Source organism: Betaproteobacteria bacterium, assembly GCA_016194905.1.
In the GTDB taxonomy this organism is placed as follows: domain Bacteria; phylum Pseudomonadota; class Gammaproteobacteria; order Burkholderiales; family JACQAP01; genus JACQAP01.
The window spans coordinates 93,828-117,330 of sequence record JACQAP010000021.1 but is presented as its reverse complement, the minus strand read 5'-3'; the positions used below and the strand labels follow the sequence as shown (position 1 = coordinate 117,330).

17 protein-coding genes, 1 tRNA gene and 1 pseudogene are annotated in these 23,503 nt (G+C 59.0%); 10 read left to right on the top strand and 9 right to left on the bottom strand.

Annotation, left to right across the window (positions count from 1 at the left end; all coding sequences use genetic code 11):
- Positions 1 to 447: 447 nt before the first annotated feature.
- On the top strand, positions 448 to 630 hold the full coding sequence (locus HY067_14670) for a hypothetical protein (protein MBI3529197.1): 183 nt from the start codon (positions 448 to 450) through the stop codon (positions 628 to 630).
- A gap of 440 nt (positions 631 to 1,070) precedes the next feature.
- The gene (locus HY067_14665; protein ID MBI3529196.1) at positions 1,071 to 1,286 is read left to right on the top strand and encodes a hypothetical protein; all 216 of its coding nucleotides are present in this window, start codon (positions 1,071 to 1,073) and stop codon (positions 1,284 to 1,286) included.
- Here the strand turns inward: HY067_14665 and HY067_14660 are convergent.
- Both HY067_14660 and HY067_14655 read right to left on the bottom strand, forming a co-directional pair.
- Entirely contained in the window at positions 1,269 to 2,462 is a 1,194-nt protein-coding gene (locus HY067_14660) for an FAD-dependent monooxygenase (protein ID MBI3529195.1), read from the bottom strand. The genes HY067_14665 and HY067_14660 overlap by 18 nt on opposite strands.
- 111 nt (positions 2,463 to 2,573) lie before the next feature.
- A complete protein-coding gene (locus HY067_14655) occupies positions 2,574 to 3,776 on the bottom strand; it encodes an ABC transporter substrate-binding protein (GenBank protein MBI3529194.1) in 1,203 nt (400 codons plus the stop codon).
- Between the two features lie 257 nt (positions 3,777 to 4,033).
- On the opposite strand from HY067_14655, the pseudogene HY067_14650 reads away from it, so the two are divergent.
- The 5 genes and pseudogenes from HY067_14650 to HY067_14630 all read left to right on the top strand — a co-directional run bounded on the left by HY067_14650 (position 4,034) and on the right by HY067_14630 (position 12,938).
- Positions 4,034 to 4,819: pseudogene (locus HY067_14650) on the top strand (IclR family transcriptional regulator).
- A 1,221-nt stretch (positions 4,820 to 6,040) separates the two neighbouring features.
- Entirely contained in the window at positions 6,041 to 9,115 is a 3,075-nt protein-coding gene (locus HY067_14645; GenBank protein MBI3529193.1) for a hypothetical protein, read from the top strand.
- Between the two features lie 325 nt (positions 9,116 to 9,440).
- A complete protein-coding gene (locus HY067_14640; GenBank protein ID MBI3529192.1) occupies positions 9,441 to 10,277 on the top strand; it encodes a hypothetical protein in 837 nt (278 codons plus the stop codon).
- Between the two features lie 83 nt (positions 10,278 to 10,360).
- Positions 10,361 to 12,559, top strand: coding sequence for an Ig-like domain-containing protein (locus tag HY067_14635; GenBank protein MBI3529191.1), 2,199 nt, complete (start codon positions 10,361 to 10,363; stop codon positions 12,557 to 12,559).
- A 106-nt stretch (positions 12,560 to 12,665) separates the two neighbouring features.
- The gene (locus HY067_14630; GenBank protein ID MBI3529190.1) at positions 12,666 to 12,938 is read left to right on the top strand and encodes a hypothetical protein; all 273 of its coding nucleotides are present in this window, start codon (positions 12,666 to 12,668) and stop codon (positions 12,936 to 12,938) included.
- A 289-nt stretch (positions 12,939 to 13,227) separates the two neighbouring features.
- On the opposite strand, the gene HY067_14625 is transcribed toward HY067_14630, so the two are convergent.
- A tRNA-Ser gene (locus tag HY067_14625) sits at positions 13,228 to 13,320 on the bottom strand.
- Between the two features lie 135 nt (positions 13,321 to 13,455).
- Between HY067_14625 and mltF the strand changes: the two genes are divergently transcribed.
- Positions 13,456 to 14,838: a membrane-bound lytic murein transglycosylase MltF gene (gene mltF / locus HY067_14620; protein ID MBI3529189.1), complete on the top strand. Its 1,383-nt coding sequence runs from the start codon at positions 13,456 to 13,458 to the stop codon at positions 14,836 to 14,838.
- 157 nt (positions 14,839 to 14,995) lie between these two features.
- On the opposite strand, the gene serS is transcribed toward mltF, so the two are convergent.
- The 5 genes from serS to HY067_14595 form a co-directional block, all read right to left on the bottom strand.
- On the bottom strand, positions 14,996 to 16,357 hold the full coding sequence (serS, locus tag HY067_14615) for a serine--tRNA ligase (protein MBI3529188.1): 1,362 nt from the start codon (positions 16,355 to 16,357) through the stop codon (positions 14,996 to 14,998).
- A 55-nt stretch (positions 16,358 to 16,412) separates the two neighbouring features.
- Positions 16,413 to 17,675 (bottom strand): replication-associated recombination protein A, encoded by a 1,263-nt coding sequence (locus tag HY067_14610; GenBank protein MBI3529187.1) that lies wholly within the window; start codon positions 17,673 to 17,675, stop codon positions 16,413 to 16,415.
- A 305-nt stretch (positions 17,676 to 17,980) separates the two neighbouring features.
- Positions 17,981 to 18,601 (bottom strand): outer membrane lipoprotein chaperone LolA, encoded by a 621-nt coding sequence (gene lolA, locus HY067_14605; protein MBI3529186.1) that lies wholly within the window; start codon positions 18,599 to 18,601, stop codon positions 17,981 to 17,983.
- On the bottom strand, positions 18,601 to 18,789 hold the full coding sequence (locus HY067_14600) for a hypothetical protein (GenBank protein MBI3529185.1): 189 nt from the start codon (positions 18,787 to 18,789) through the stop codon (positions 18,601 to 18,603). The genes lolA and HY067_14600 overlap by 1 nt, the downstream gene beginning before the upstream one ends.
- Positions 18,790 to 18,874: 85 nt before the next feature.
- Positions 18,875 to 21,181: a DNA translocase FtsK 4TM domain-containing protein gene (locus HY067_14595; protein MBI3529184.1), complete on the bottom strand. Its 2,307-nt coding sequence runs from the start codon at positions 21,179 to 21,181 to the stop codon at positions 18,875 to 18,877.
- 134 nt (positions 21,182 to 21,315) lie between these two features.
- Here HY067_14595 and trxB point away from each other — a divergent pair, with 134 nt between their 5' ends.
- Both trxB and HY067_14585 read left to right on the top strand, forming a co-directional pair.
- Positions 21,316 to 22,272 (top strand): thioredoxin-disulfide reductase, encoded by a 957-nt coding sequence (trxB, locus tag HY067_14590; GenBank protein ID MBI3529183.1) that lies wholly within the window; start codon positions 21,316 to 21,318, stop codon positions 22,270 to 22,272.
- 143 nt (positions 22,273 to 22,415) lie between these two features.
- Entirely contained in the window at positions 22,416 to 23,021 is a 606-nt protein-coding gene (locus tag HY067_14585) for a Smr/MutS family protein (GenBank protein ID MBI3529182.1), read from the top strand.
- A gap of 81 nt (positions 23,022 to 23,102) precedes the next feature.
- On the opposite strand, the gene HY067_14580 is transcribed toward HY067_14585, so the two are convergent.
- On the bottom strand, positions 23,103 to 23,441 hold the full coding sequence (locus tag HY067_14580; GenBank protein ID MBI3529181.1) for a P-II family nitrogen regulator: 339 nt from the start codon (positions 23,439 to 23,441) through the stop codon (positions 23,103 to 23,105).
- Positions 23,442 to 23,503 lie beyond the last annotated feature (62 nt).

Sequence of the window (23,503 nt, the reverse complement as noted above, 5' to 3'; positions counted from 1 at the left end):
GCAACATGCCTGGCAGACGCCACCACCACCTGATGTCAACGGCGGCAACAAAGATCGACTCAGCTCATGGCAACAGCGATGCCAAGGGCTAAGGAATTTGCAATCGTCCAATTACGAAAAATAATTGTGCGGTGCGGATCTGTAACAGCTGCAGTCACCGGTAAAAGTTGCACAAATGTCTGCATAAGTGCAGTAGTTAGAATGCGCTTTGCATCAATTTTTGCCAAACGAAAAATGGAAAAGAGTAAGGGCCGATCATGTGCGGGCAAGGCGAGCGGCAGAATCGGAAGAGCATAAACAATGCGTGATCAACCGCGTCTGTGTAGCTAGCTGCGTAACTGTCCTGTCATAAAGACGTAGAATCCTTAACTGATTCAACGGCTTTCATATGTTGGTTGACAGACCCCACGAAACGCCAATCCGGATGGATTCGACTTCGAAGCGTGGATGCTCGAACGCGGCATCCGCGCAGTCGGATATATCCGGGCCCAGCCTGCGCCGTATCTGATCGGGTCGCTGGTCTGGCGTCCCGGTTATCTGCTGCAGAGATCGCGCGAGGCAGCCCGCAATCACCTGCTCGATGCGCTGGGAGACAGTGGGCTTCCCTCGTTTTCACGGACCCTTTTTTAAACCTCGGAAGCGTCTGTCGAGGCGGCACCGTTATTGGAATAGATCGAAACGATAGATCAGCCGTTATTTTGGACGAACTTTCCAAGGGGATTGGATAGCTTTATAACGGGCCTGCGGCTTCCCGCCGAGGCGCAGGTGGCGGCCAGTTAGGGTTCCCCACCTTAGGAGAAGGCTAGGACGACGCGCAAGGGATGCGCTAAGGCACCCCATCCCTGACTACCTCGCAATTGGGGCATTGGGCTAGTGTCGCCCGGACAGGTCACCTAGCGTGACCAAAACCTGGATGTCGTAACGGCCGAGATCGACCCAAAGCTGAAGGTGACGATTGTCTGCTATAGAGGCGCTTGATCGTGTCTTCGCAGACATGCCAGAAGGCGGACACAACCTTGGGAGGCGACCCGGAGAATCTCACGGCTGAGGTCTCGCAATTCGAGTCAGCCATGATCGTCGAGAAGCAGAAGGAGTGCTTGTATCCCGCCTTCGAAGATCATCACGGCGTCGATAGAGAGGCGCGAGGCCAGAGTCGGGGCGCAAGGTCGCGTCTTGCTAGCAGCATCGCCGACAACGAGCGGGCGAAGACGATGGCAGCCAAGGCGGTGACACAAGGGATGGGATTCGATCCGCTCAACCTTGGGATCCTATGCTGGTTTCACTAAATCGGCTTCCAAGTTGTGTCCGTACAGCCATGCGCTCTGGCGAAGAGGGTGGCTGTTCGCGAACTCAGCATCACGTTGCCGCTGCTCGGGGCCATCTGGCAAGTGGTTCAGCACTTCCCTGCCACGGCTCATCAATTGGACTTCGCTGGCTCGTGGCCGGCGGATCTCCTCGTAGCGCCGCAGCGCCTGAGGTAGCGAGTCGCGGCTGGCAGTGCGCAGACAAGCGGCGAGAACCGCGCCGTCCTCGATCGCTTGCGCTGCGCCCTGCGCGAAGAACGGGAGCATCGCGTGCGCGGCATCGCCAAGAAGGCTGATGCGGCCCTCGGTCCACTGTTCGAGCGGGACCCGGTCGTACAGAGCCCAGCGCTTGGTGTGGGTGGCGGCGGCGATTAACCGATTCAGGCGGTCGTCCCAGCCCTCGAACTCCTCGATCAGGTCCGAGATCTGGCCATCGGCCGTCCAGGACTCGGTCCGCCAGTCGCCAGCAGGAACGATCGCGACTATGTTGACCAACCGTCCTCCGGAGACCGGATAGTGCACGAAGTGGCGGCCGGGGCCGACCCACAGCGTTTGCACTGGACGACGAGCCATGTCTGGTGCCTTTTCGGCGGGGACCAGACAACGGAAGGCGCATAGCCCGGAGAAGCGGGCGCCAATCTTTGGGGCGATCATCTCCCTGACCATCGAGTGAATGCCGTCCGCGCCGATGACCACGTCCGAGGTCACCGTCGTTTCCCGGCCGGACCCACTGGCGAAGGTAAGTTCCACTTCGTTCTCCAGCTGAGTCACTTCGACGCAGCGATGATCCAGGTGGACCTGTTGCGCAGAGAGCGCTTGCTGGAACAGGGCCAATATGTCCGCCCGGTGGGCGACGTAGCAGGGCACCTCGTAGAGGCGCTCGCACTCTTCTCCCATGGGTTGGACGAACAGCACCTGGCCGTCCTTCCAACGACGGAACTCCCAGGCGGCCTCAAGCCGAACGGCGAAGTCCGGCAGATTGTCGGCGAGCCCAAGTTTGTCCAACGGGCGCACCATGTTGGGTGGGATCACAATCCCCGCGCCCAGCTCCCTCAGCTCTGGCGCCTGCTCGTAGACCGTTACGTCCAGTCCCGCCTTCTGAAGGAACAGCGCGGCTGCAAGTCCGCCAAGACCACCTCCTACTATCGCTATTCGCAGCGTCACTGAGGGACCCCCGCCGCGTGGTCCGGGTTGAGGTGCTCTTTGAGAGAGATCCTCGCCGAGGTTTTCGTTTCGATGGCATACATCAACTCTAGGGTCGCTCCAACCTCACTTCCCAACCTTAACCCATCGATTCCCATCGAAGCGCTGAAGCTGCGCCTGTCTGATGGGTTGGTAGTCGGTTGAGCTCGTGTTGATCTTGATTCCCGGCAACAGCATCGTAAGATCCACATCCTTCAGACTCGCGGCTTGTTTCATCACATTCTCGCGCGTCAGATCATCACCGCAACGCCGTAGCACCTCAACCAGCAATTGCGCACCCGAGTAGCCCAAGACGTTGAACGCATCCGCCACATCTCCTCTAGGATGGTATCGCTTCATCCATGCAAACCATTCTGTCACCCCCGCGTCTTGCTGCCAGACTGGATCAGTTGGATCCTTCAGAAAGGCTGCGGAAAAAAGACCCGCTGATTTCCCCAATCCCGCCGGGGTCAGCGTTGCCCCAATCGAGGTGCTCGGGTAAGCAATAAATCGCATGGGTTGCCAGGCAATGTCGTAGATTTTTCGAATTGCAAATGCGCCGAATTTGGGAGTCGTAGCGATCAACAGTGTGTCGGCACCCGAAGCTTTGAGGCTGGCTATTTGCGAATCGACGCTCGGGTCGGTCGCCTCGTAGCTTGCCTCGGCTACGATCATGCGCACGGCCTTGTCCCCCAACAATTCTCTTGTCGCTCTCAAATAGTCCTTGCCGAGATCGTCGTTCTGGTAGAGCACGGCGATCCTGGCATCGGGCTGTTCGCGAAGGAGGTGGAGTAAGAAAGCCTGCACCTCCACTTGCGGGCTGGGTTGGAAGGGCATTGTCCAGGGAAAGTGCGTCGGATCGTTGAATTTCGAACCGAGCACGTTAATAAACAAGTGCGGTACCTGTTTCCCATTGAGGTATTTTTTGATCGCGCTGTTGGATGCCGTGCCGAGCGAACCGAAGATGAACAATACCTCTTCCTGCTCGACGAGCTTCCGAGTTTGCTCGACGGTTTTGGCGGGGTTGTAGCCATCGTCCAATGAGATAAGCCGAATCTTGCGGCCATTGACACCACCGCGCTCGTTGATCATATCGAAGTAGGCAGTGTGCGCCTTGCCGACCATCCCCGTGGCGCTAACCGGGCCGCTATAGGGAATGGTCTGACCGATCTTTATTTCTGTATCGGTGACGCCGGGCCCATAGCGCTTCTCCGCAAAGCTCACGTCTGTTCCCAGCCACGCCAGTGCTCCGGCCAGGATCAAAGACTTATACAGCGACGATGCAGTCATGGCTCCCTCCTTAGTTTATTGGTTGGCTATCCTTGAGTTACGGGTTTCGTAATTAAGTTACGAATATGGTAATTACGATATAGGATATTGTCAACCGCAATACGTAATCTGCTAGAATTGAGGCATCGCAGGATAGTGATCACGACCATGACCAACGACCGGACTCATAACCACACGCTCGTGCAGAGCACAACGAGGTATGGCTGCAAACTTGATCGCAGCTTTATTAGGCAGGAATATTTCCTGTGAAGGCGTCGCAACAAGGCGTCCAGTCGGTAGAGGTCGCAGGCCGCCTGCTTCGCGCGCTGGTCGGCGAAGGGCGAGCCATGATGCTGCGCGATCTAGCAAAAGCGGCTCACATGCCGGCAGCTAAGGCCCACCGGTACCTGGTGAGCTTGGGTCGCTTAGGACTCGTCGATCAAGACTCGGCGACCGGTCGCTATGACCTGGCGAACTTCGCGCTTGAGCTTGGCCTGGCCCGTCAGGGTCGGATTGACGCCATCGGCCTTGCCACCGTGGTTCTGGAGGAGTTACGAGAGTCAACCAGCGAGAGCGGACTGCTCGCGGTCTGGGGGGATCAGGGACCGACTGTTGTCCGCGTATTGGCGTCGCGGCGACCAGCTTTCGTTCTGGCACGAGTGGGCGCGGTCATGCCACTGACGTGGTCAGCGACGGGACTTGCCTTCATCGCCTTCTTGCCAGAATCGGTGACGCACAAGCTAGTCGCGGCTGAACTCGAAGCGAACCGTCGGTCGACAGGAACCCTAGCCCCGAAGACCAAGAAAGATCTGGATACGCTCGTGAAGACGGTAAGGCAGCATGGGCTTTCTCGCATCCAAGGTACGGTCACTCCCGGAACGAACGCCTTGGCGGCTCCGATCTTTGATCATCGAGGTGCCGTCGTCGCTGTGATAACTCTTCTTGGCTCTGAACGCGATCTCGATATCTCCTGGGACGGCACGCTGGTACGTGCATTGCGCAGCGCTGCTGAGAGCGTGTCGCGCAAATTAGGTTATTCCTCGTCGAAATCAGTTCATGGTTGACGCGGTCCAGGTCTAGGTTCTCTCGCTAGATCCACCGGTCTTGAGTTCTTTTCGGCGCCCCCGTTCGCTCGCACCCTCTCGACAGAACGTGGCAACTCGAATCCTTGGATGTCCGCTCAGGGCTGGTTGCGCCGTCGAACGACCGCTTTCACAAAATTGGCTGTATAGCCGCTTATGGCCGTTGACGGACCATGGCTGACTTGGAAAAGAGTACGTCTCGCGACACTATGCCCGAACTACCGGGTCTCGCATCAAGCTCCCTGAACTGTCGCCAGTGTTGCCCCGCACGCGCCCACGCCTCCTGTCCCGCCGCCCCCCTCGCACTGGTCTCTAAGAATCGCCGCGCGCGCATGACCACGCCCGCGCGCCAATCCGCTTAATTGTTTATTTTTACTGTTAATTGACCCTGTTTTCCATTTCGGACAGATCCGTTTTTGCATTGGGATTCCGCTGTAGATCCAAGTGGTTGCTGTCTTCCCGTGCGGGTTATGTGCCAACGAAAAAGTGGGTTAACTGCGCGGAGAAATCAACAAGTAGCTCGTAGCATGCGCGCATGCATGACAAACTACCGACCTCACGGGCAGGCGCAATCAGGGAGCTGATCGAATTTTTTGCCGAGCCCGGGCATTTGCTAAGCGCAGAAAGCCACCCCATCCGGCCTTCCATACCCGATCAACCGCATAGTATGATTGCTTCGAAACGCTAGTAAGGGTCGGCAAATATTCCGCTAGCATCGGCGGATCGTCAGAATCTCAGAGGGGGACGCGTGAGTATGACGACGCGACTTTCGCTGTTGGTACAATCGCGTCTGCGCTTCCCAGCGCATATGCGCAGCCGGCTTGGTCTCTTGCATTGAGGCGTTACGATGATACCTGCAAGAGTATCTGGTGACGCCGGCTACAGCCATAGTAAGAGTCCGCTTGGGCGAATCCCCAAGCCGGTGTTCGCGACTCCCACAGCCTAAAGAAGTAGAAGCGATCCAGAGGCGAGCCGCGCCATGATCACCGCGTGGTGGAGTCCAAACCTCCGTCCGGTAACATCGGCTTGGAGCCGGTGAGGCGCGCGACAAGCATGAGCACAAGATCGGTTTCCCTCGCCAAAACGACGCGTCCAAGCTTCGCGGGCATCCTGCCTCGGGATCGCCTCTTCGCCATGCTGGATGCCACTCGGAAATCCGTTGTCTGGGTGACGGGCCCACCTGGGTGCGGGAAGACGACGCTCGTGGCCAGCTATCTTGAACGCCGCAAGCAGCAATCCCTTTGGTACCAGGTCGACGAAGGCGACGCGGATGTTGCATCGTTCTTTTATTACCTCGGCTTGGCGGCCAGTGAACTGCGTCGGAGGCCGCAACTCCGGCTGCCACAGCTCACGCCGGAATATCATGCCGCGATTTCAGCGTTCGCACGCCGCTATTTCCAGACACTGTACGCACATCTCGGCGCGCCATTCGCGATGGTGCTCGACGGATATCATGAAGTCTCTGCACAGTCGGTATTCCATGACGCAATTCGGGTCGCGCTCTCCGAGGTACCCGCCGACTGTATCGTCGTCCTCATCAGTCGGAGCGACCCTCCTCCGCTCATGGCGAGATTGCGCGCCAATCAAGCGATGGAAGTGCTTGGTTGGGAGAATTTGCGGCTGACTCAGGAAGAGAGCAATGCAATTGTCCGCCAACGAGGTCATTATTTGTCAGACCGGACGCTCACCGAGCTATATGAAAAGACCCAGGGTTGGGCAGCCGGTTTGATCCTGACGCTGGAGCAGGTTGCCGGACGCGATTCGATCGCGCAGGTGCCGGAGCTCTCTACCCCGCAACTGGTATTCGATTATCTGGCGGGAGAGATATTCGAGAAGTCCGATTCCCGAACGCAGACATTCCTGCTCAATACGGCCTACCTGCCGCAGATGACGGCAGAAATGGCACGCAGCCTTACCGGTGAAAGCGATGCGGGAACGATTCTGGCCCGGATGTATCACGAAAACTATTTTGTGACGCTCAAACAGGCTAGACCGGAGCCGGTTTACCAGTATCACCCGTTGCTGCGCGAGTTCCTGCTCTCGCGCGTTGCCGAAGCCTTCGACAAGGACACCCGTATTGGACTGCAACGAAAGGCGGCAGCTCTGCTCGAAGCGAATGGGCTCGTCGGCGAATGCGTTTCTCTGCTGCGCGAGATCGACGACTGGGAGCACATGGTCGAGGTGATCCGCTCCCGTGCCGAGGCGATGCTCAACCGGGGCATGGCGGAGACGCTCGCGCAGTGGGTCGTGGCCTTGCCCAAGGAAGTGCAGCAGCAGCACCCATGGACTCTGTACTGGATCGCGGTGGCGCGCATGCACGCGTCCCCTCGGGAGGGCCGCATCCTGCACGAACAGGCATATGACTTGTTCCGTGCGCAGAAAGACCAGGACGTAGTCGGACTCATGCTGAGCTGTTCGGGCGCGATGGACTCGATCCTGTACGAGCTCGATGATTTCACGTTGCTCGATCGGTGGATTCCGATCATGGACGAGCTGCTCCGCGCGCACCCGGAAATGCTGTCGCGGCCGGTGGGCACCCGTCTTGAAACGAGCCTTCTGGCATCGATGGTCGTCCGGCAGCCGCACCATCCCGACCTCGAAAAGTGGGTCGAGCATGCCTACATGGCGTCGGCGGCCCATGACGACCCGGATCTGCGCATGCTGGTGGAGCCTCGCGTCGCGATCGCGATCATATGGGGAGGACACTATCCGAAAGCGTCGGCGGTAATCGAAGGTATGCGACGCCTGACCTCCCGCCACGAGGTTTCGCCCTTCGCGTTGAGCATGATGAGGTTGGCCGAGGTCATGTACTTCATGCTCACCGCCCAACATGATGAATGCCTCCGGTCGGTGCAGGAAGGACTCGAGATCGAACGGGCCGCCGGGGTAAACGTCACCTCCCACCAATTGCTGGTATTCGGGGCGGGCGGTATGTTGACCTGCGGAGATCTCGACGCCGCAAGAGCGATGCTGGACGAGTTCGCAACGTTGCCGCGGACGCCGGCGCGATTCGATCTCTGTCTCTTCCATCTCTTCTCGACGTGGCATGCGATGCTCTCGCAGGACAACCTGCGCGCGTTCCAGCAACAGAAGCTCGCGCTCAGGACAGCAATCGAGGTGGGTTGCCCTTACTTCGAAGTGCTATGCCGTCTTGCTGCGGCCGAGGTTCTCTACGAGGGTGGCGAGAGAACCAATGCCATGGCGCAGTTCCAGCAAGCGTACGATCTCGGGCGCCCGATCAAGAATCACCTGCTCGAATTTACCGGTCTGATGAGCTATGCGCGGGTCGCGCTCGAAGACAACCGGCGCCGCCGCTCGGGACTGCTGGCACTGCGCCAGGCGCTCGCCGTCGGCAAGCCGCGCAATTTTGTGACGTTTACGTTATGGCGTCCCGATCCCCTCGCGCGCCTGATGAGTCGCGCGCTCGAAGCGCGAATCGAGCCCGATTACGCTGCGGAGATCATTCGCCGTTGCGGCCTCACGCTGGATTCGGCGCGCGCGGCCCTGTCGGGATGGCCGTGGCCCTTCAAAGTCCACACGCTGGGCCCATTTCGGCTTCTGCGCGGCAATGTGCCGATCGTATCGTCGGGCAAGGGACAGAAACGCCCCCTGGATCTGCTCAAGGTGCTCATTGCACATGGCGGTCGGGAAGTCAGCGAGACGCACATTACCGAAGCGCTCTGGCCCCGCATCGATGGTGACTCGGCGCACCGCTCGTTCACCTCGACGTTGCATCGGTTGCGCAAGCTTCTGGGAGAGGATCGCTCACTTGTCCTTTCGGAAGGCAAGCTATCCCTCGATGGACGCTATGTATGGACCGACACCTGGGCACTCGAACAGCTTACGGCGCTGATCGACCTATCCTGGCGCGGCAGGCGCGATAACATCGACAAATCCGCCATCGCCGCATTCGGCGACCGGCTCCTCGAGCTCTATCGGGGTCCATTCCTCGGCAATGAAGCAGACGAACCATGGAGTCAGACGCTGCGCCAGCGTCTGCGTAACCGCTACGTGCGCACCGCGAGCGACATCGCACGCTTCTGGCAACAGGCCGGCGACACCGAGCGCGCTGTGGACTATCTGCACCGCGTCCTCGACGTGGACGATCTGGCCGAGAGCGTGTACCGCCAGCTCATGCAATGCTACGTCGAGCTTGGCCGGGTCGCCGAAGCCGTCGAAGGCTATGCGCGCTGTCGTTCCGTTCTGGCGGCAAGGCTGGGCGTGGAGCCATCCATGGAAACCCGTGGTATTTACGAGAAACTCGTTAATCTCCAATAAGTTCCGGCCGGTCACGATAGACGGCCTGTAACGCGTTCTCCCGAGCGCGATCGATCCTGCGCCTGCCTTCTTCCCCAATTTTGTAAGTCATAAGTAATCGGTTGGTAACCCATCCGGGAACCGGCCACATGCATTCTGCGCTCAACAAATGCACGTCCTGGGTGTCAATTCGACGTCGCACGGATACGACTACGCAACGAACAGCAGCGTGTGTAGACAGGGAGGAGATCGCTAGCGGCAGCTCTCGACCCTGAGCGATTTCAAACGTCAGCGAAACATTTTTAGCAGGCCAACGCACTGCAATTTCTATAAACGGAGGCAGACCATGAAGACGAACATGATTCGAGTATCGAGTGTGCTGTTGACGACAATGATGCTCCTGGGCGGATGTGCGACCCCCGGTGCGGCCGATGGGTATGTCGCAGCCAATACGTTCGGACAGGGCCTGAAGAACCTCGTCCTTTCGCCATTCATGATCGTCGCGGGCATAGCGCAGGGCCTGGCTTTTCTTCCGTACACAATCGGAACTGGACTTAACGATCTTAACAAGGGTCTATTGCAGGCGAATGCGGTTCCACTGGACGACTCGTACAAGGCCACCTTCGGGGTATCCATCGACGACAAGCGTGTCGACCCGCAGTCCGGCAGGATCGAAGGCCAGCCGGGCCTCTATGGTCGCTACCGCTCGCAGGCGATCTTCGAGGCAAACAGTTCGCTGCAGCGTCTGCTGGTGTCGCAGGGAATGCCAGAGCAAACGGCAAAGAATTACGTGCTGACGGGAAACTACCAGTACGCGCTGACACGAGGTCAGATCCTTCTTGCGATCGTGTACCGGCATCCGGGCGAGCAGCCTTTTCGGGTAACCGCGAAACAGACTGGCATTACAACTACGTTTCGCCCGGGACAACGCGGCTGGCATGAGCCCTACCAGCGCGATGTGGACGGACAACCCATCGACGAAGTGGTCGACTGGGCCGCGATCGACTACAAGCTGCTGCGCCAGGAAAAAGTCGTCGCAACTTTGATGGTGCTCGCAATGGAGGCGATCAAAGCCGGCAAACGGTCGCCGGAGTACTGGGATGCGGAGCGACCCTGGTTGGCCGGAGAGACGGCCAAAGTCATGGCGCTTTCGCAAGGGAGGGTAACCCTGCCAGCTTCCTAAACAGGAGAGGGCAAAGAGAAACCGCGATCAACACAACAAGCGACGCAGGCGGAGTGCTGTTCCGCTGATTCGGAGGTCGAGATATGTCTTCGCAACTGAGCCAATTCGTTTCTCTACTGAGCAGCGGTCCGCGCTGGCGAGTTGCCGCGCTGACATCCCTGCTTCTCATGCTGTGCGCATGTGGCGGCGGTGGAGGGGGGACGGACGCCTCGACACCTCCCAATGACCCCAATCGCGTGGGCGCCGGTTGGGTCACGATCACCGGCAGCGATGCCGGACCCAGCAAATTAACGAACTCGCCTACCGTGTCTCTAAGCGGTGATGCCTTTATCAGTCCCAAGTTCTTCGTTTGTTGCACGGGATCGGCGACGGACACGGGGGTGACGGTCTCGTGGGCAAACGCCACAACGGGAGGCTCAGGTGCGGCCACGCAGGCACCGCAATATTGCTTTTTCCTCGGTTACTACCTGTGCGGTCATACATGGCAAGCCACCATCGATCTCGTCGTGGGAAATAATGCCATCACGATCACGGCCACTGATCCGGGAGGCAACCTTGGGCGCGCGACAGTCTCGGTGAGGCGTACGCCCGATGTCACGCCGCCGACCGTCAGCGCAACAAGTCCTGCAAACGGGGCGACCGCAGTCGGAACAAACAGTGCCTTTACCGTCGCTTTCAGTGAAGCGATGGATCCGGCGACTATTTCGACCTCGACGATCCTGCTCAATGACAATTTGAACAACCCCGTGAACGGCAGCGTGACCTATTCGAGCGCGGTCGCGACTTTCACGCCTGCCGCAAGCTTTCAGGGGTCGACCGTCTACACGGCCACCATCACCTCGGGCGTAAAGGACATCACGGGAAATGCGCTCGCGATGGCCTATGGCTGGAGCTTCACAACGGGTCCAGCGCCCGATACCACGCCACCGACCGTGAGCTTGACATCGCCCGCAAACGGAGCAACGTGTGTTCCGACCGAGACACAGCTACTCGCCACATTCAGCGAGGCCGTCTCGTTCCCGACAGTGAACTCCAGTACTTTCCTACTGAAGGATAGTCAGAACAATCCAGTCGGTGGAACGGCCGTGCTGCCTTTCATGGCACCAGCCGTTTTCGCTCCGGACGGTCCGCTCTCAGATTCCTCGTCCTACACGAGCACCATCACAACCGGAATCACGGACCTCGCTGGGAACCACCTTATAACGGACTACACGTGGACATTTACAACCCAGGCTGCAGGGGCCGGCACATGGAGTGCCGCATCCGCCGCTGGTGCGCCCTCGCCGAGATCCGACCACACAGCCATCTGGACGGGTACCCAGATGATCGTCTGGGGTGGATATTCCAATGGTGTTTTCGGTAACGGTGCGCGCTACGATCCTGCTACCGATATGTGGACGCCAATGTCGAATGTCGGTGCACCCTCCCCCCGATACGGTCATGTTGCAGTCTGGACTGGAAGCAAGATGATTGTTTGGGGAGGAGTGCAACCAGGTGCCTTTTTGAATTCGGGTGCCATCTACGATCCGATCACAGACACTTGGGCAGCCATGTCGTCATCCGGGGCGCCCTCCGCACGGCAGTCGCCCTCTGCAGTATGGACAGGATCGGAAATGATCGTCTGGGGCGGTAGCGGAACTGGCGTCATTGCCTTCGGTGATGGGGCGCGATACAACCCGATCACAAATTCCTGGTCGACGGTCTCTGAGATCGGTGCTCCGGCCGCGCGGTTAGGACACACGGCCATCTGGAACGGATCGGCAATGATCGTCTGGGGAGGGGCCAACTCCGGAGTGCTCTTAACCAACACTGGTGGAATCTATACGCCGTCGTCAGATAGCTGGACGGCAATCACGGATAGTGGCGCGCCTACGCCCCGAATACGCCACTCGGCGGCGTGGACTGGCACTGAAATGATCGTCTGGGGTGGAGATGACGGCGGCGACCCGTTCAATACTGGAGCGCGATTCAACTCGTCATCCAACACCTGGCTCCCCATGTCCTCCAAGTGCGCCCCATTGGGCCGCTCTGTCCCCGGGATCTGGAGCGGAACCGAGTTGATTGTGTGGGGAGGAGGCCGGAATCCCAATGGTCCCTACTACAGAGTCGGGGGGCGCTACAACCCCAGCACGGATGCCTGGCAATCCACGCCTGTTGTGGCCATGCCCAGTCCCCGGATGGGCCACACCGCGATCTGGACCGGAACAGACATGATCGTATGGGGCGGAAACGACCCTGCAGGCACGCGTTTCAACGATGGAGGGAGGTACCGATCACAGTAACGCGACCACTCTGATTTTCGACAGGGAAATTATTCCTACGCTTTGGTCATAATCACGGGGCAATATTGTTTGTTCGTGCATCTATGTTTGCGTAATCAACTCCATCATGCCGCTCATCCGTGCCGTGGAGCATGCGCGATGCTGGTACGAAAGACTGCTCTCCGGCGGACTGGAGTCGCAGCCTGTATTCGCAAAGGAAATGGGCGTTAGCCCACGCTATGTGCGAAAGATCTCCCGCTGTGCCTTCCTGGCACCGGATATCGTCGAGTTGATACTGGTCGGACGCCAGCCTGCAGAACTCACGCTGGAAAAACTACTCGAAAACCTGCCGCTCGACTGGGTCGAGCAACGTAAGGTCTTAGGGCTTTCTAAGGCCTGAATTCCGGCGTTCGCGTCAAGCATTCTCTTTCCATTTATCGCTGCGCGGCTGCTTCAAAGGGGTCGCACTATGCCGATATCGATGCATGATCCGTGGTTTCAATTTTTGTCCACATTCGAAAGGTGGCACGCGAAAGTGCGTGCTGGAGAAAACCGCGTGAAAGGTAACTTAATGCCCGGCTGTGGAGCGCATTCCGTGCCTCCAATTGGCGACACGGAACGCGAAGGTATTTGATCTTGCGGGACTTGATGTCTGTGCTAGAGACAGAGAACGAAAATTGCAAACTGGGTGGCGGAGAGGGTGGGATTCGAACCCACGTGCCAGGTCTCCCTGACCATCTGATTTCGAGTCAGCGCCGTTATGGCCACTTCGGTACCTCTCCGGATTCGTGTGCTATTTTATCAGTGATGTGCTCTATTGCGAATCTTCCCTCGTGCCGTTTCGGCTATTGACAATGAGACGGCGCGCAATCTCCGGAAGTTGTGCTTCGTCGCCGAACGCGCTGAGGGTCGTGGCAATGGCGCTCCTTCTGGTACTGCCATCGTGCAATCCCGATACGCTGTTCGAGAGACCGGTACAGCCTTTCGGCGAAACCGACGAACTCGTCGTCCTGGTCCGCAATGGCCCCGCCACCCGCTTCCTCGGCGCGGACGGCAAATACAGCGGCATCGAGCAGGACCTGCTCGACATGTTCGCCAAGGACACCGGCACGCGCTTGCGCCTCGTCGAGCGCACGAAATTCAGCGAAATTCTGCCGGCATTGCGCCGCCATCTTGCTCATCTTGCCGCAGCGGGCCTGGCTGCGACCGAAGAGCGCCGCAAGGAGTTCATCTTCGGACCCGCGTACCTGTCTGTGCACACGGTGATCGCCTACAACACCGATCATCAGCGCCCCAGGAATGTCCGCGACCTCGTTGGCAAGCGTGTAGCCGTCCTTGCCGGTTCCAGCAGCGCGGAACAGCTCGGACTGGAAGTCTTGCAAGAATCCAAGCTGCAATGGGAAGAAATTGCGGCGACGGACAGTATGGCATTGCTCGACAAGCTGGCTAGTGACGAGGTCGACTACGTCGTGACAGACTCGAATATCGTCGAGCTTGCCCAGAATTTCTCCCCGAACATCGGCCGGGCGTTCAATCTGGGCGAACCCGAAACACTGTCATGGGCTCTGCCGAAAGATGCGAGTCCGCTGCTTGTAGACCGGGTCAAGGATTTCTTCGCGCGCATCAACGCCAACGGCACCTTGAGGATTCTGCTGGACAGGTATTACGGCCATATCCAGCGCCTCACCCAGGCCGATGTATCCGCATTCCTGGAGCGTCGGCTATCGATATTGCCGCAATATCGCAGCACCTTTCAGGAGGCACAGGAATTGACTAGCATCGACTGGCGTCTGCTGGCTGCCCTGGGCTTCCAGGAATCGCACTGGAATCCGCTGGCGACGAGCCCCACGGGCGTACGGGGATTGATGATGCTCACTTCCGAAACGGCTGATCGGCTCGGCGTGAACGACCGCTTGGACGCACGCCAGAACATCATTGCCGGTGCGCGCTATCTGAAAATTCTGAAAGACACGTTACCCGAGCGCATAACCGAACCGGACCGCACCTGGCTCGCCCTCGCGTCGTACAACGTCGGTTATGGTCACCTGGAGGATGCCCGCATCCTGACGCAACGGCACGGCCTGAACTCGGATACCTGGGTCGACGTAAAGAAGACGCTGCCTTTGCTGACACGCTCGGACTTCTACATCACGGTCAAACGCGGTTTTGCGCGCGGCGGGGAAGCCGTCATTCTCACCGAGAACATCCGCAACTATTTCGACATCCTGGTTCGCTACGACGAATCGTACCGGCCACTGTTTTCCACGGTCCCGGACGACGAAAGTCACGTCGCGCCGTAGCGCGTTCAGCCGCGGCGAATCGTGTCGATGCCGCCCATGTACGGGCGTAACGCCGGCGGTATCGCCACACTGCCGTCGGCTTGCTGGTAGTTTTAGCTCCCGCCGCTTCGCTTAACCTGACCACTGCTCAGTGGTCAGGTTAGCCTGCACTGAAACATCAACGCGGGCGATTGATCGCCTGCAACCCTCCCATGTAGGGTTGCAGGACGGCGGGAATGTCCACCCCGCCGTCCGCGCGTTGATAGTTTTCCAGAAGGGCCACGAGTGTCCTGCCAACCGCCAGCCCGGAACCGTTCAGCGTGTGCACCAGTTCATTCTTGCCCTTCTCCCCCTTGAAGCGCGCCTGCATGCGCCGCGCCTGGAACGCTTCGAAGTTGCTGCACGAGGAGATTTCCCGATAGGCATTCTGTCCCGGCAGCCAGACTTCGATGTCATAGGTCTTTGCTGCGGAGAACCCCATGTCCCCGGTGCACAACGCCACCGTGCGAAACGGCAACTCCAGCCGCCTCAGAATCGTTTCCGCGTGCGCCGTCAGCAGTTCCAAGGCTTCGTAGGATTTTTCCGGCTGGATGATCTGAACCAGTTCGACCTTGTCGAACTGGTGCTGGCGGATCATGCCGCGCGTGTCCTTGCCGTAAGAACCGGCCTCGGAGCGGAAGCACGGCGAATGGCAGACGAACTTCAGCGGCAATTCGTCAAGTGACAGCACCTGGTCTCGTATCATGTTCGTGACCGGTACTTCTGCGGTGGGAATCAGGTACAGGCTTGTATCACGAAACTTTGGGCTCACCGAATCCACGGTCTTTCCTGATCTTCTAATTTCCTCCAGAACGGCGTCATCGTCGAAAGTCTGTCTCGGGATCTTGAATAAGTCTTCTTCGAATTTTGGTAGCTGACCAGTTCCGCGCATGCTGTCGGCGTTGACCAGATAAGGCACATACACTTCGGTGTAGCCATGCTCCGCGGTGTGTATGTCAAGCATGAATTGCGCGAGCGCGCGATGCAGGCGCGCCAGCGGCCCCTTCATCAAGGTGAAGCGCGCGCCGCTGATCCTCGCCGCAGCGTCGAAATCAAGCAGGCCGAGGCCGGCACCGAGATCGACATGATCTTTCACCGGGAAATCGAACTTGCGCGGCTCACCGATGCGGCGCATCTCGACATTCTCGTCCGCGGATTTTCCGACGGGCACGCTTGCGTGCGGCAGGTTTGGAATCGTGAGCAAGATATTCGTAAGCTCTGTCTGGATTTGGCTCAACTCGGCTTCGACGACTTTTAGCCCGTCGCCTATCTCGTTTACGCCGGCCATCAAAGCAGAAATGTCTTGTCCCGTGCGCTTGAACACACCGATCTGAGTCGAAGATGTATTGCGTCTCGCCTGTAGTTCCTGCGTCTTTACTTGAGCATTCTTGCGCCGCTGCTCAAGCGTACGTAATGCGTCAACAGGGATCGCAACACCACGCGTCGCAAGCTTGGCCGCCACCCCATCGAGATCACTCCGAATCAATTGAACATCCAACATCGCTTTCCTTTGCGTCCTCTCCGTTTTTCCTCTGCGACCTTTGCGTCAACGCCCTTCAGTTCTTTTTCTTTGCCTTCACATCCAGCTCGCGCAAGTGCGCGAGTTTCTCGGCGATCTTGCCTTCCAGTCCACGCGATGTCGGCCGGTAGAAACCGGTGCTCTCCAGGCCCTCCGGGAAATAATTTTCTCCCGCCGCATACGCATCCACCTCGTCATGCGCATAACGATAACTGCGGCCGTAGCCGAGTTCCTTCATGAGCTTGGTGGGAGCGTTGCGAAGATGCTCCGGCACGGGCCGGGACTTGTCGGACTGGACAAGCGAGCGGGCCTCATTATACGCAACGTAGGAAGCATTCGACTTTGCAGCGCACGCCAGATAAATGGCCGCCTGTGCCAGGGCGAGTTCGCCTTCGGGCGAGCCCAGCCTTTCATAAGTCTCGCAAGCATCCAGCGACAGCCGCAACGCCCGCGGATCGGCCAGGCCGATGTCCTCCACCGCCATGCGCACCAGCCGCCTGCCGACGTACAAGGGGTCCGCGCCACCATCGAGCATGCGGACAAGCCAGTACAACGCGGCATCGGGAGACGATCCGCGCACCGATTTGTGCAACGCGGAGATCTGGTCGTAAAAGGCATCGCCGCCCTTGTCGAAGCGACGCAGATTCTGGGCGAGTGTCGCCTGCACGAATGTTTCATCGAGCTGCGCAACCTTGCGCATCGTCGCCGCGTTGCCGATGGCTTCAACCATATTTAGCAATCGCCGTGCATCGCCGTCGGCGGCCCCGACCACCAGATCGCGCGCTTTTTCGGAGAAAGCCTGGGCGGGAAAGGCCTTCGCGAACGCACGCGAGAACAATTCCGCCAGGTCATCTTCGTCAAGCGGTTTGAGTACATAGACCGCCGCACGCGACAGCAATGCACCATTGACTTCGAACGATGGATTTTCGGTGGTCGCGCCGATGAACGTCACCAGGCCACGCTCGACAAAGGGCAAAAACGCATCCTGCTGCGCCTTGTTGAAGCGGTGAACTTCATCGACGAACAGGATGGTCGCGCGCCCGGACTGCTGGAGCACGTTCTCCGCGTGCGCAACGGCATCGCGGATATCCTTGACACCGGAAAGAACGGCGGAGAGCGCAATGAATTCGGCATCGAAGGCCCGCGCCATCAGGCGCGCGAGCGTGGTCTTGCCCACCCCGGGCGGACCCCACAGGATCATCGAATGCAGCTTTCCCGATTCGTAGGCCACGCGCAACGGCTTGTCGGGACCGAGCAGATGCCGCTGGCCGACGACTTCGTCCAGATTCTGCGGCCGCATCAGCTCCGCGAGTGGCGCCGCCGGCTGCCGGGCTTCGAAAAGGTCAGTCAAAGATCACACCCACCTCACCCCCGCCCTCTCCCCCCTCAAAGGGCGGAGAGGGAGTCAGATCGTGCCTCTTTCAAGATTTTCCCGGATTATTCGACAGACCAGCCCGGTTCACAGGACCAACGAGGATAGAAGCTCCTTCAAAACTGGCGAAAATGCGAACCACAACCACGCCACGAATCTGCAACAAGGCACATTGTCTCTCAACTCCCTCTCCGCCCGCCTACGGGGGGAGAGGGCCGGGGTGAGGTGGGTGGTTATTCCGTTACGACATCCGCGCCTTTGGGCACCGTAAACGTGTAGAGATCGGGCGAGGTCTTGGGATTGCGCTGCAGATTGGAGAATTTGATCGTCGTCCTTTGTCCGAAATGATCGTGGAGTTCCATGACTTCCAAGGTGTTTCCGCGAAAACCCATGCGCACCTTTTCGAACAGGCTGTCCTCGTCGTAAGGCTTGACCTCCAGCCAGTCGAGCTTTTTCTTCACTCCGACCGCGTTCAGAGAAAAATACCTGTCGACATCGTCCGCGCCCGCCAGCAATGCGGCCGGACTGCTGCCGAGCGCCTTGTCCAGATTGCGCTGGGTGACCTGGTTGAGGTCCTTGTCGTAGATCCAGAGTTTTTCGCCATCGCCCACGATGATCTGCTCGTAAGGCTTGTCATAGGTCCAGCGGAATTTCCCGGGGCGCTGAAACTGCACGGTACCGCTCGCCTGTTGCTGGACGGCGCCGTTGGCATCGGTGACTTCCTGGGTGAAGTTCGCTTTCGCGGAGCGGGTCTGCTCGATGAAGGCATGCAGCTTCTCGATGGAACCTGCACTCGCCGGCATGGCGATCAGCGCTCCAATGAGCAGTGCCGTCCATGAGGACGCGCTTCTCATCAGCTGTTCCTCGTGCGTTGCAGATCCGTGATCCGGCCACCGGTCGTGGTAACGACGCTGGTGAACGGATCAGAGGCCGTGGGATAGTAATGGAAGGTTTTCACGATCGATTCGGTGGAATTGACCGATACCGGATTCGCACTAACCGATCCAGGGACCGTACCCAGCAGCATCCACTGTTTTCGCATGAGCATCTCCTCTCTTTCCGGACCATTGTTCCTAGACCATTGTCGCCTTGCCATGGTTCCTGGTCTTTTTTCGGTCCGCTCCGGTTCAGGCTTCGCTTCTGGACGGCGCGATCACCTCGCGGTTGCCGTTGGACTGCATGCTCGACACCAGCCCCGCACGCTCCATCTGCTCTATCAGGCGCGCAGCGCGGTTGTAACCGATGCGCAAATGCCGCTGCACCAGCGAGATCGAAGCCCGCCGCGATTTGAGCACGATATCGACGGCCTGATCGTACAGCGGATCGGCCTCTGCGTCGGCCTCGCCCGCAGTCCCGCCGTTCTCGGCGTCGGCTTCCCCGCCTTCAAGAACATCTTCGATGTACTGGGGCTGGCCGCGCGACTTCAGGTACTCGACGACCTTGTGCACTTCCTGGTCGGAGACGAAGGCACCATGCACCCGCTGCGGATAACCGGTGCCCGGCGGCAGGTAAAGCATGTCGCCCTGGCCGAGCAGCTGCTCCGCACCCATCTGGTCGAGGATGGTTCGCGAATCCACCTTGCTGGAAACCTGGAACGACACGCGCGTGGGGATGTTCGCCTTGATCAGGCCGGTAATGACATCCACCGAAGGCCGCTGGGTCGCGAGCAACAGATGGATACCGGCGGCACGGGCTTTCTGCGCCAGCCGTGCGATCAACTCTTCGACCTTCTTGCCAACGACCATCATCAGATCGGCAAGCTCGTCGATGACCACCACGATCAACGGCAGTTCCTTCAGCGGTTCGGGGTTCTCCGGCGTAATGGTGAAAGGATTGGTCAGCCGCTTACCCGCCTTTTCGGCTTCCTTGATCTTCTGGTTGAATCCCGAGAGATTGCGCACGCCCAATGTCGACATCAGTTTGTAGCGGCGGTCCATCTCGCCCACGCACCAGTTGAGCGCATGGGCCGCTTGCTTCATGTCGGTGACCACGGGTGTGAGCAAGTGCGGTACGCCCTCGTAAACCGAAAGCTCGAGCATCTTCGGATCGACCAGGATCAGCCGTATGTCGTTGGCTGTCGCCTTGTATAGCAGCGACAGGATCATGGCATTGAGGGCAACCGACTTGCCGGAACCGGTGGTGCCGGCGACCAGAACATGGGGCATCCTCGCGAGATCCGCGACGACCGGATTGCCGGCAATGTCCTTGCCCATCGCCAGCGTCAGTGGCGATGCCATTTCCGCGTAGATCCTGGAACTCAGGATTTCCAACAGACGCACGACCTGCCGCTTCGGATTGGGGATCTCCAATCCCATACAGGATTTGCCGGGGATGGTCTCGACCACGCGCACGCTCACGACCGACAGCGCACGGGCCAGATCCTTAACCAGATTGATGACCTGGCTGCCTTTGACGCCGATTGCCGGCTCGATTTCGTAGCGGGTAATCACCGGGCCAGGCAGCGCGGCCACCACTTTGACTTCGATACCGAAATCGGAAAGCTTTTTTTCGATGAGCCGGGAAGTGTATTCCAGCGTCTCCGCGGACAGCATCTCGATGTCTGCGGGCGATTCGTCGAGCAGGTGCAGCGGCGGCAGCGGCGAATCCGGTAGATCCTCGAACAGAGGCTTCTGTTTTTCCTTGATGACGCGATCGGACTTCGGAATAGCGATCTTGGGCGGCTCGATGCGTATCGGCTCGTGTTCTTCGAAGCGTCTGCGTTCCACTTCAACGATTTCCTCGCGCTGCACGGCAGCCTGTTCCCCGACCTTCCGATCCTGACGGGCCTGCCACCGCTCTCTGACGGAAACGTAAGCGATCTCGATTGCGCTGCCGAGCTTCTCGATGATGACCACCCACGAGAGACCGGTGAGCAGGGCAAAGCCGACGCCCCACAGGATCAGAAGAATCAGCGTGCTGCCGGTAAAGCCGAATCCCCGGGCCATCAGCCCGCTGACCAGTTCACCCAATACGCCACCGGGCAACTGCGGCAACTGCGCCTTCAGCGAATACAGACGCAAGGATTCGAAAGCGCTGCTGGCGGCGATCAGGATGAAAAAACCGGTGCAGGCCAGCGCGATGGAGCGACGGTCGCTCTCGGTGGCCACCTCGATGCGGCGATAACCCCAGACAACCGCCCCGATCAGGAACAGCACCCACCACCAGGCCGAGAGCCCGAAGACATAAAGCGCCACGTCGGCAATCCAAGCACCGGCCTTGCCGCCGGCATTGACGACCTGCGAACCGGATGCCTGGTGCGACCAGCCGGGATCGGATTTGCTGTAAGTAGTGAGGATGAGTACGAGATAGAGAGCCGCACCGATCAGCAGCAGCCACCACGATTCGCGCAGCAGCGCGGCGATCTTCGGCGGGAGCGGCTTGCGCGGTGTTTTGTGGACTGCGGACTTGGCCGCCGATGATGTTCGCAAGAGCAAATTACCTTATCAGTTTCAAAGAATTATATCCCATGGCCGGCGTGCTCACGTAGCCCATTTACCCTGCGTGGACACGAGCTTTGCGGCGCTGCTACAGTCTTGCTTTTTCGACTATTAACCCTCAGTTGACATTCATGACCGCCAAAACAAAACATTCCCGACTCCTCATCCTGGGTTCCGGTCCCGCCGGCTACACGGCCGCCATCTACGCCGCGCGCGCCAATCTCAAGCCCGTGCTGATTACCGGCATGATCCAGGGCGGCCAGCTTACGACAACGACCGACGTGGACAATTGGCCTGCGGACGTCATGGGCATGCAAGGCCCGGAACTGATGGAGCGTTTTCTGAAGCACGCCGAGCGCTTCGACACCGAGGTTATTTTCGATCATATCCACACCGTGAAGCTGGGTGAGCGGCCGTTCCAGCTGATCGGTGACCAGGCCGTCTACACCTGCGACGCCGTGATCATCGCTACAGGCGCTTCAGCAAAATACCTCGGCCTGCCCTCTGAAAGCGCATTCATGGGCAAAGGTGTTTCCGGCTGCGCCACCTGCGACGGCTTCTTCTACAAAGGCCAGGATGTGGCCGTGGTCGGCGGCGGCAATACCGCGGTCGAAGAGGCGTTATATTTGTCCAACATTGCCCGGACCGTGACAGTGGTGCATCGGCGCGACAAGTTTCGCGCTGAAGCGATCCTGGTCGACCGCTTGACGGAAAAATCGAAGACCGGCAATGTCAAGCTCGAGTGGAACCATACGCTGGACGAAGTGTGCGGCGACAAGAAAGGCGTCAACGGCATCCGCATCCGCTCGACCAAGAACAACAACGCGCGGAATCTGCCGCTGTCCGGCGTCTTCATTGCCATCGTACATACGCCGAACACGCAGATCTTCCAGGGACAGCTCGACATGGTGGATGGCTACATCGTCACCAGAAGCGGCAACCAGGGCGGCGCGACGGCGACCAGCGTACCTGGCGTATTTGCGGCGGGCGACGTGCAGGATCATGTTTATCGCCAGGCGGTCACCAGCGCCGGCACCGGGTGCATGGCAGCACTCGATGCCGAGAAGTATCTCGAAGAACTAAGTTAACCCTTCACCGCAAAGGCGCCAAGACGCAAAGAAAATCCGCAAAGGAATACACGACAGAGTTCCATACCATTCATTGGTTCATTGCTGTTCTTTGCGTTCCCTTTGCGCCTTGGCGCCTTTGCGGTTAGTCGCCCTAGATCACCATGGCCAAACGCCCAGTCAATCCGGAGTCCCCAGCCGTGGAAGATGCGGACGAGGAAGCCTTGTTGCGCGATGCGTTGAAAGGCGTCGCGCCGCTGCGTAATCCCGGCAAGGCAAGCTTGCAACGCCCGCCGCCGGCGCCGATTCCGGTGCAGACACTGCACGAAGACGAACAAGTCCTGCAGGACAGCCTCTCCGACGACATGCCGACGGAAATCGGGCTGGAGACCGGCGAGGAACTGGTGTTCCTGCGAAACGGCCTCTCCAACCAGATTCTGAAGAAACTGCGGCGCGGATATTGGTCCACGCAGGACCACCTCGATCTGCACGGCCTGCGTAGCGAGGAGGCGCGAACGCTACTGGTGAGCTTTCTCAACGACGCGCTCAAACACGGGCTGCGCTGTGTGCGCATCGTTCACGGCAAGGGACTCAGATCGAGGAACGCGGAACCTGTGCTAAAAAGAAAAATAGGCAACTGGCTCGGCCAGCGCGACGAAGTGCTGGCTTTCGTGCAGGCACGCGCCGAGGATGGCGGCGGCGGTGCGGTGATGGTGCTGCTGAAGGCCAAAACCAAAAAACAGCGCACAGGACTGAGGACCGAGGACTGAGTCAAGAGCCACAACAAAAACTTGAGCCGCCCGGGGCGGCTCAATCATACTGGCTGTTCACTGTTTACCGATCACCGTTCGTCACACCGCCGCTTCGTCGGTCTCGCCAGTACGGATACGGATGACCTGCTCGACCGAGGTCACGAAAATCTTGCCGTCGCCGATCTTGCCCGTGCGCGCCGCCTTCACGATCGCCTCGATCGCCTGATCGGCGAGCTTGTCCGCCACCACGACTTCGACTTTGACCTTGGGCAGGAAGTCCACGACATATTCAGCACCGCGGTAGAGCTCCGTATGGCCTTTCTGCCGGCCGAAACCCTTGACTTCCGTCACCGTCAATCCCGTGACCCCGATCTCCGAGAGCGCTTCGCGCACCTCATCGAGCTTGAACGGCTTGACCACCGCTTCGATTTTCTTCATGACTGCTGCTCCCCTGTAGTCTGAATATCCGCCGCCTGAGCGGTTGCCTGGACGTGCAGTAT

Bases quoted from the DNA above. Each gene is read 5' to 3' on its own strand.
- HY067_14585 (MBI3529182.1), top strand. From the start codon at position 22,416: ATGGCCAAACGCCCAGTCAATCCGGAGTCCCCAGCCGTGGAAGATGCG.
- lolA (MBI3529186.1), bottom strand. From the start codon at position 18,601: ATGAGAAGCGCGTCCTCATGGACGGCACTGCTCATTGGAGCGCTGATC.
- HY067_14670 (MBI3529197.1), top strand. From the start codon at position 448: ATGCTCGAACGCGGCATCCGCGCAGTCGGATATATCCGGGCCCAGCCT.
- trxB (MBI3529183.1), top strand. From the start codon at position 21,316: ATGACCGCCAAAACAAAACATTCCCGACTCCTCATCCTGGGTTCCGGT.
- HY067_14640 (MBI3529192.1), top strand. From the start codon at position 9,441: ATGAAGACGAACATGATTCGAGTATCGAGTGTGCTGTTGACGACAATG.
- HY067_14600 (MBI3529185.1), bottom strand. From the start codon at position 18,789: ATGCGAAAACAGTGGATGCTGCTGGGTACGGTCCCTGGATCGGTTAGT.
- HY067_14610 (MBI3529187.1), bottom strand. From the start codon at position 17,675: ATGCGGCCGCAGAATCTGGACGAAGTCGTCGGCCAGCGGCATCTGCTC.
- serS (MBI3529188.1), bottom strand. From the start codon at position 16,357: ATGTTGGATGTTCAATTGATTCGGAGTGATCTCGATGGGGTGGCGGCC.
- mltF (MBI3529189.1), top strand. From the start codon at position 13,456: ATGGCGCTCCTTCTGGTACTGCCATCGTGCAATCCCGATACGCTGTTC.
- HY067_14665 (MBI3529196.1), top strand. From the start codon at position 1,071: ATGATCGTCGAGAAGCAGAAGGAGTGCTTGTATCCCGCCTTCGAAGAT.
- HY067_14635 (MBI3529191.1), top strand. From the start codon at position 10,361: ATGTCTTCGCAACTGAGCCAATTCGTTTCTCTACTGAGCAGCGGTCCG.
- HY067_14580 (MBI3529181.1), bottom strand. From the start codon at position 23,441: ATGAAGAAAATCGAAGCGGTGGTCAAGCCGTTCAAGCTCGATGAGGTG.
- HY067_14655 (MBI3529194.1), bottom strand. From the start codon at position 3,776: ATGACTGCATCGTCGCTGTATAAGTCTTTGATCCTGGCCGGAGCACTG.
- HY067_14630 (MBI3529190.1), top strand. From the start codon at position 12,666: ATGCCGCTCATCCGTGCCGTGGAGCATGCGCGATGCTGGTACGAAAGA.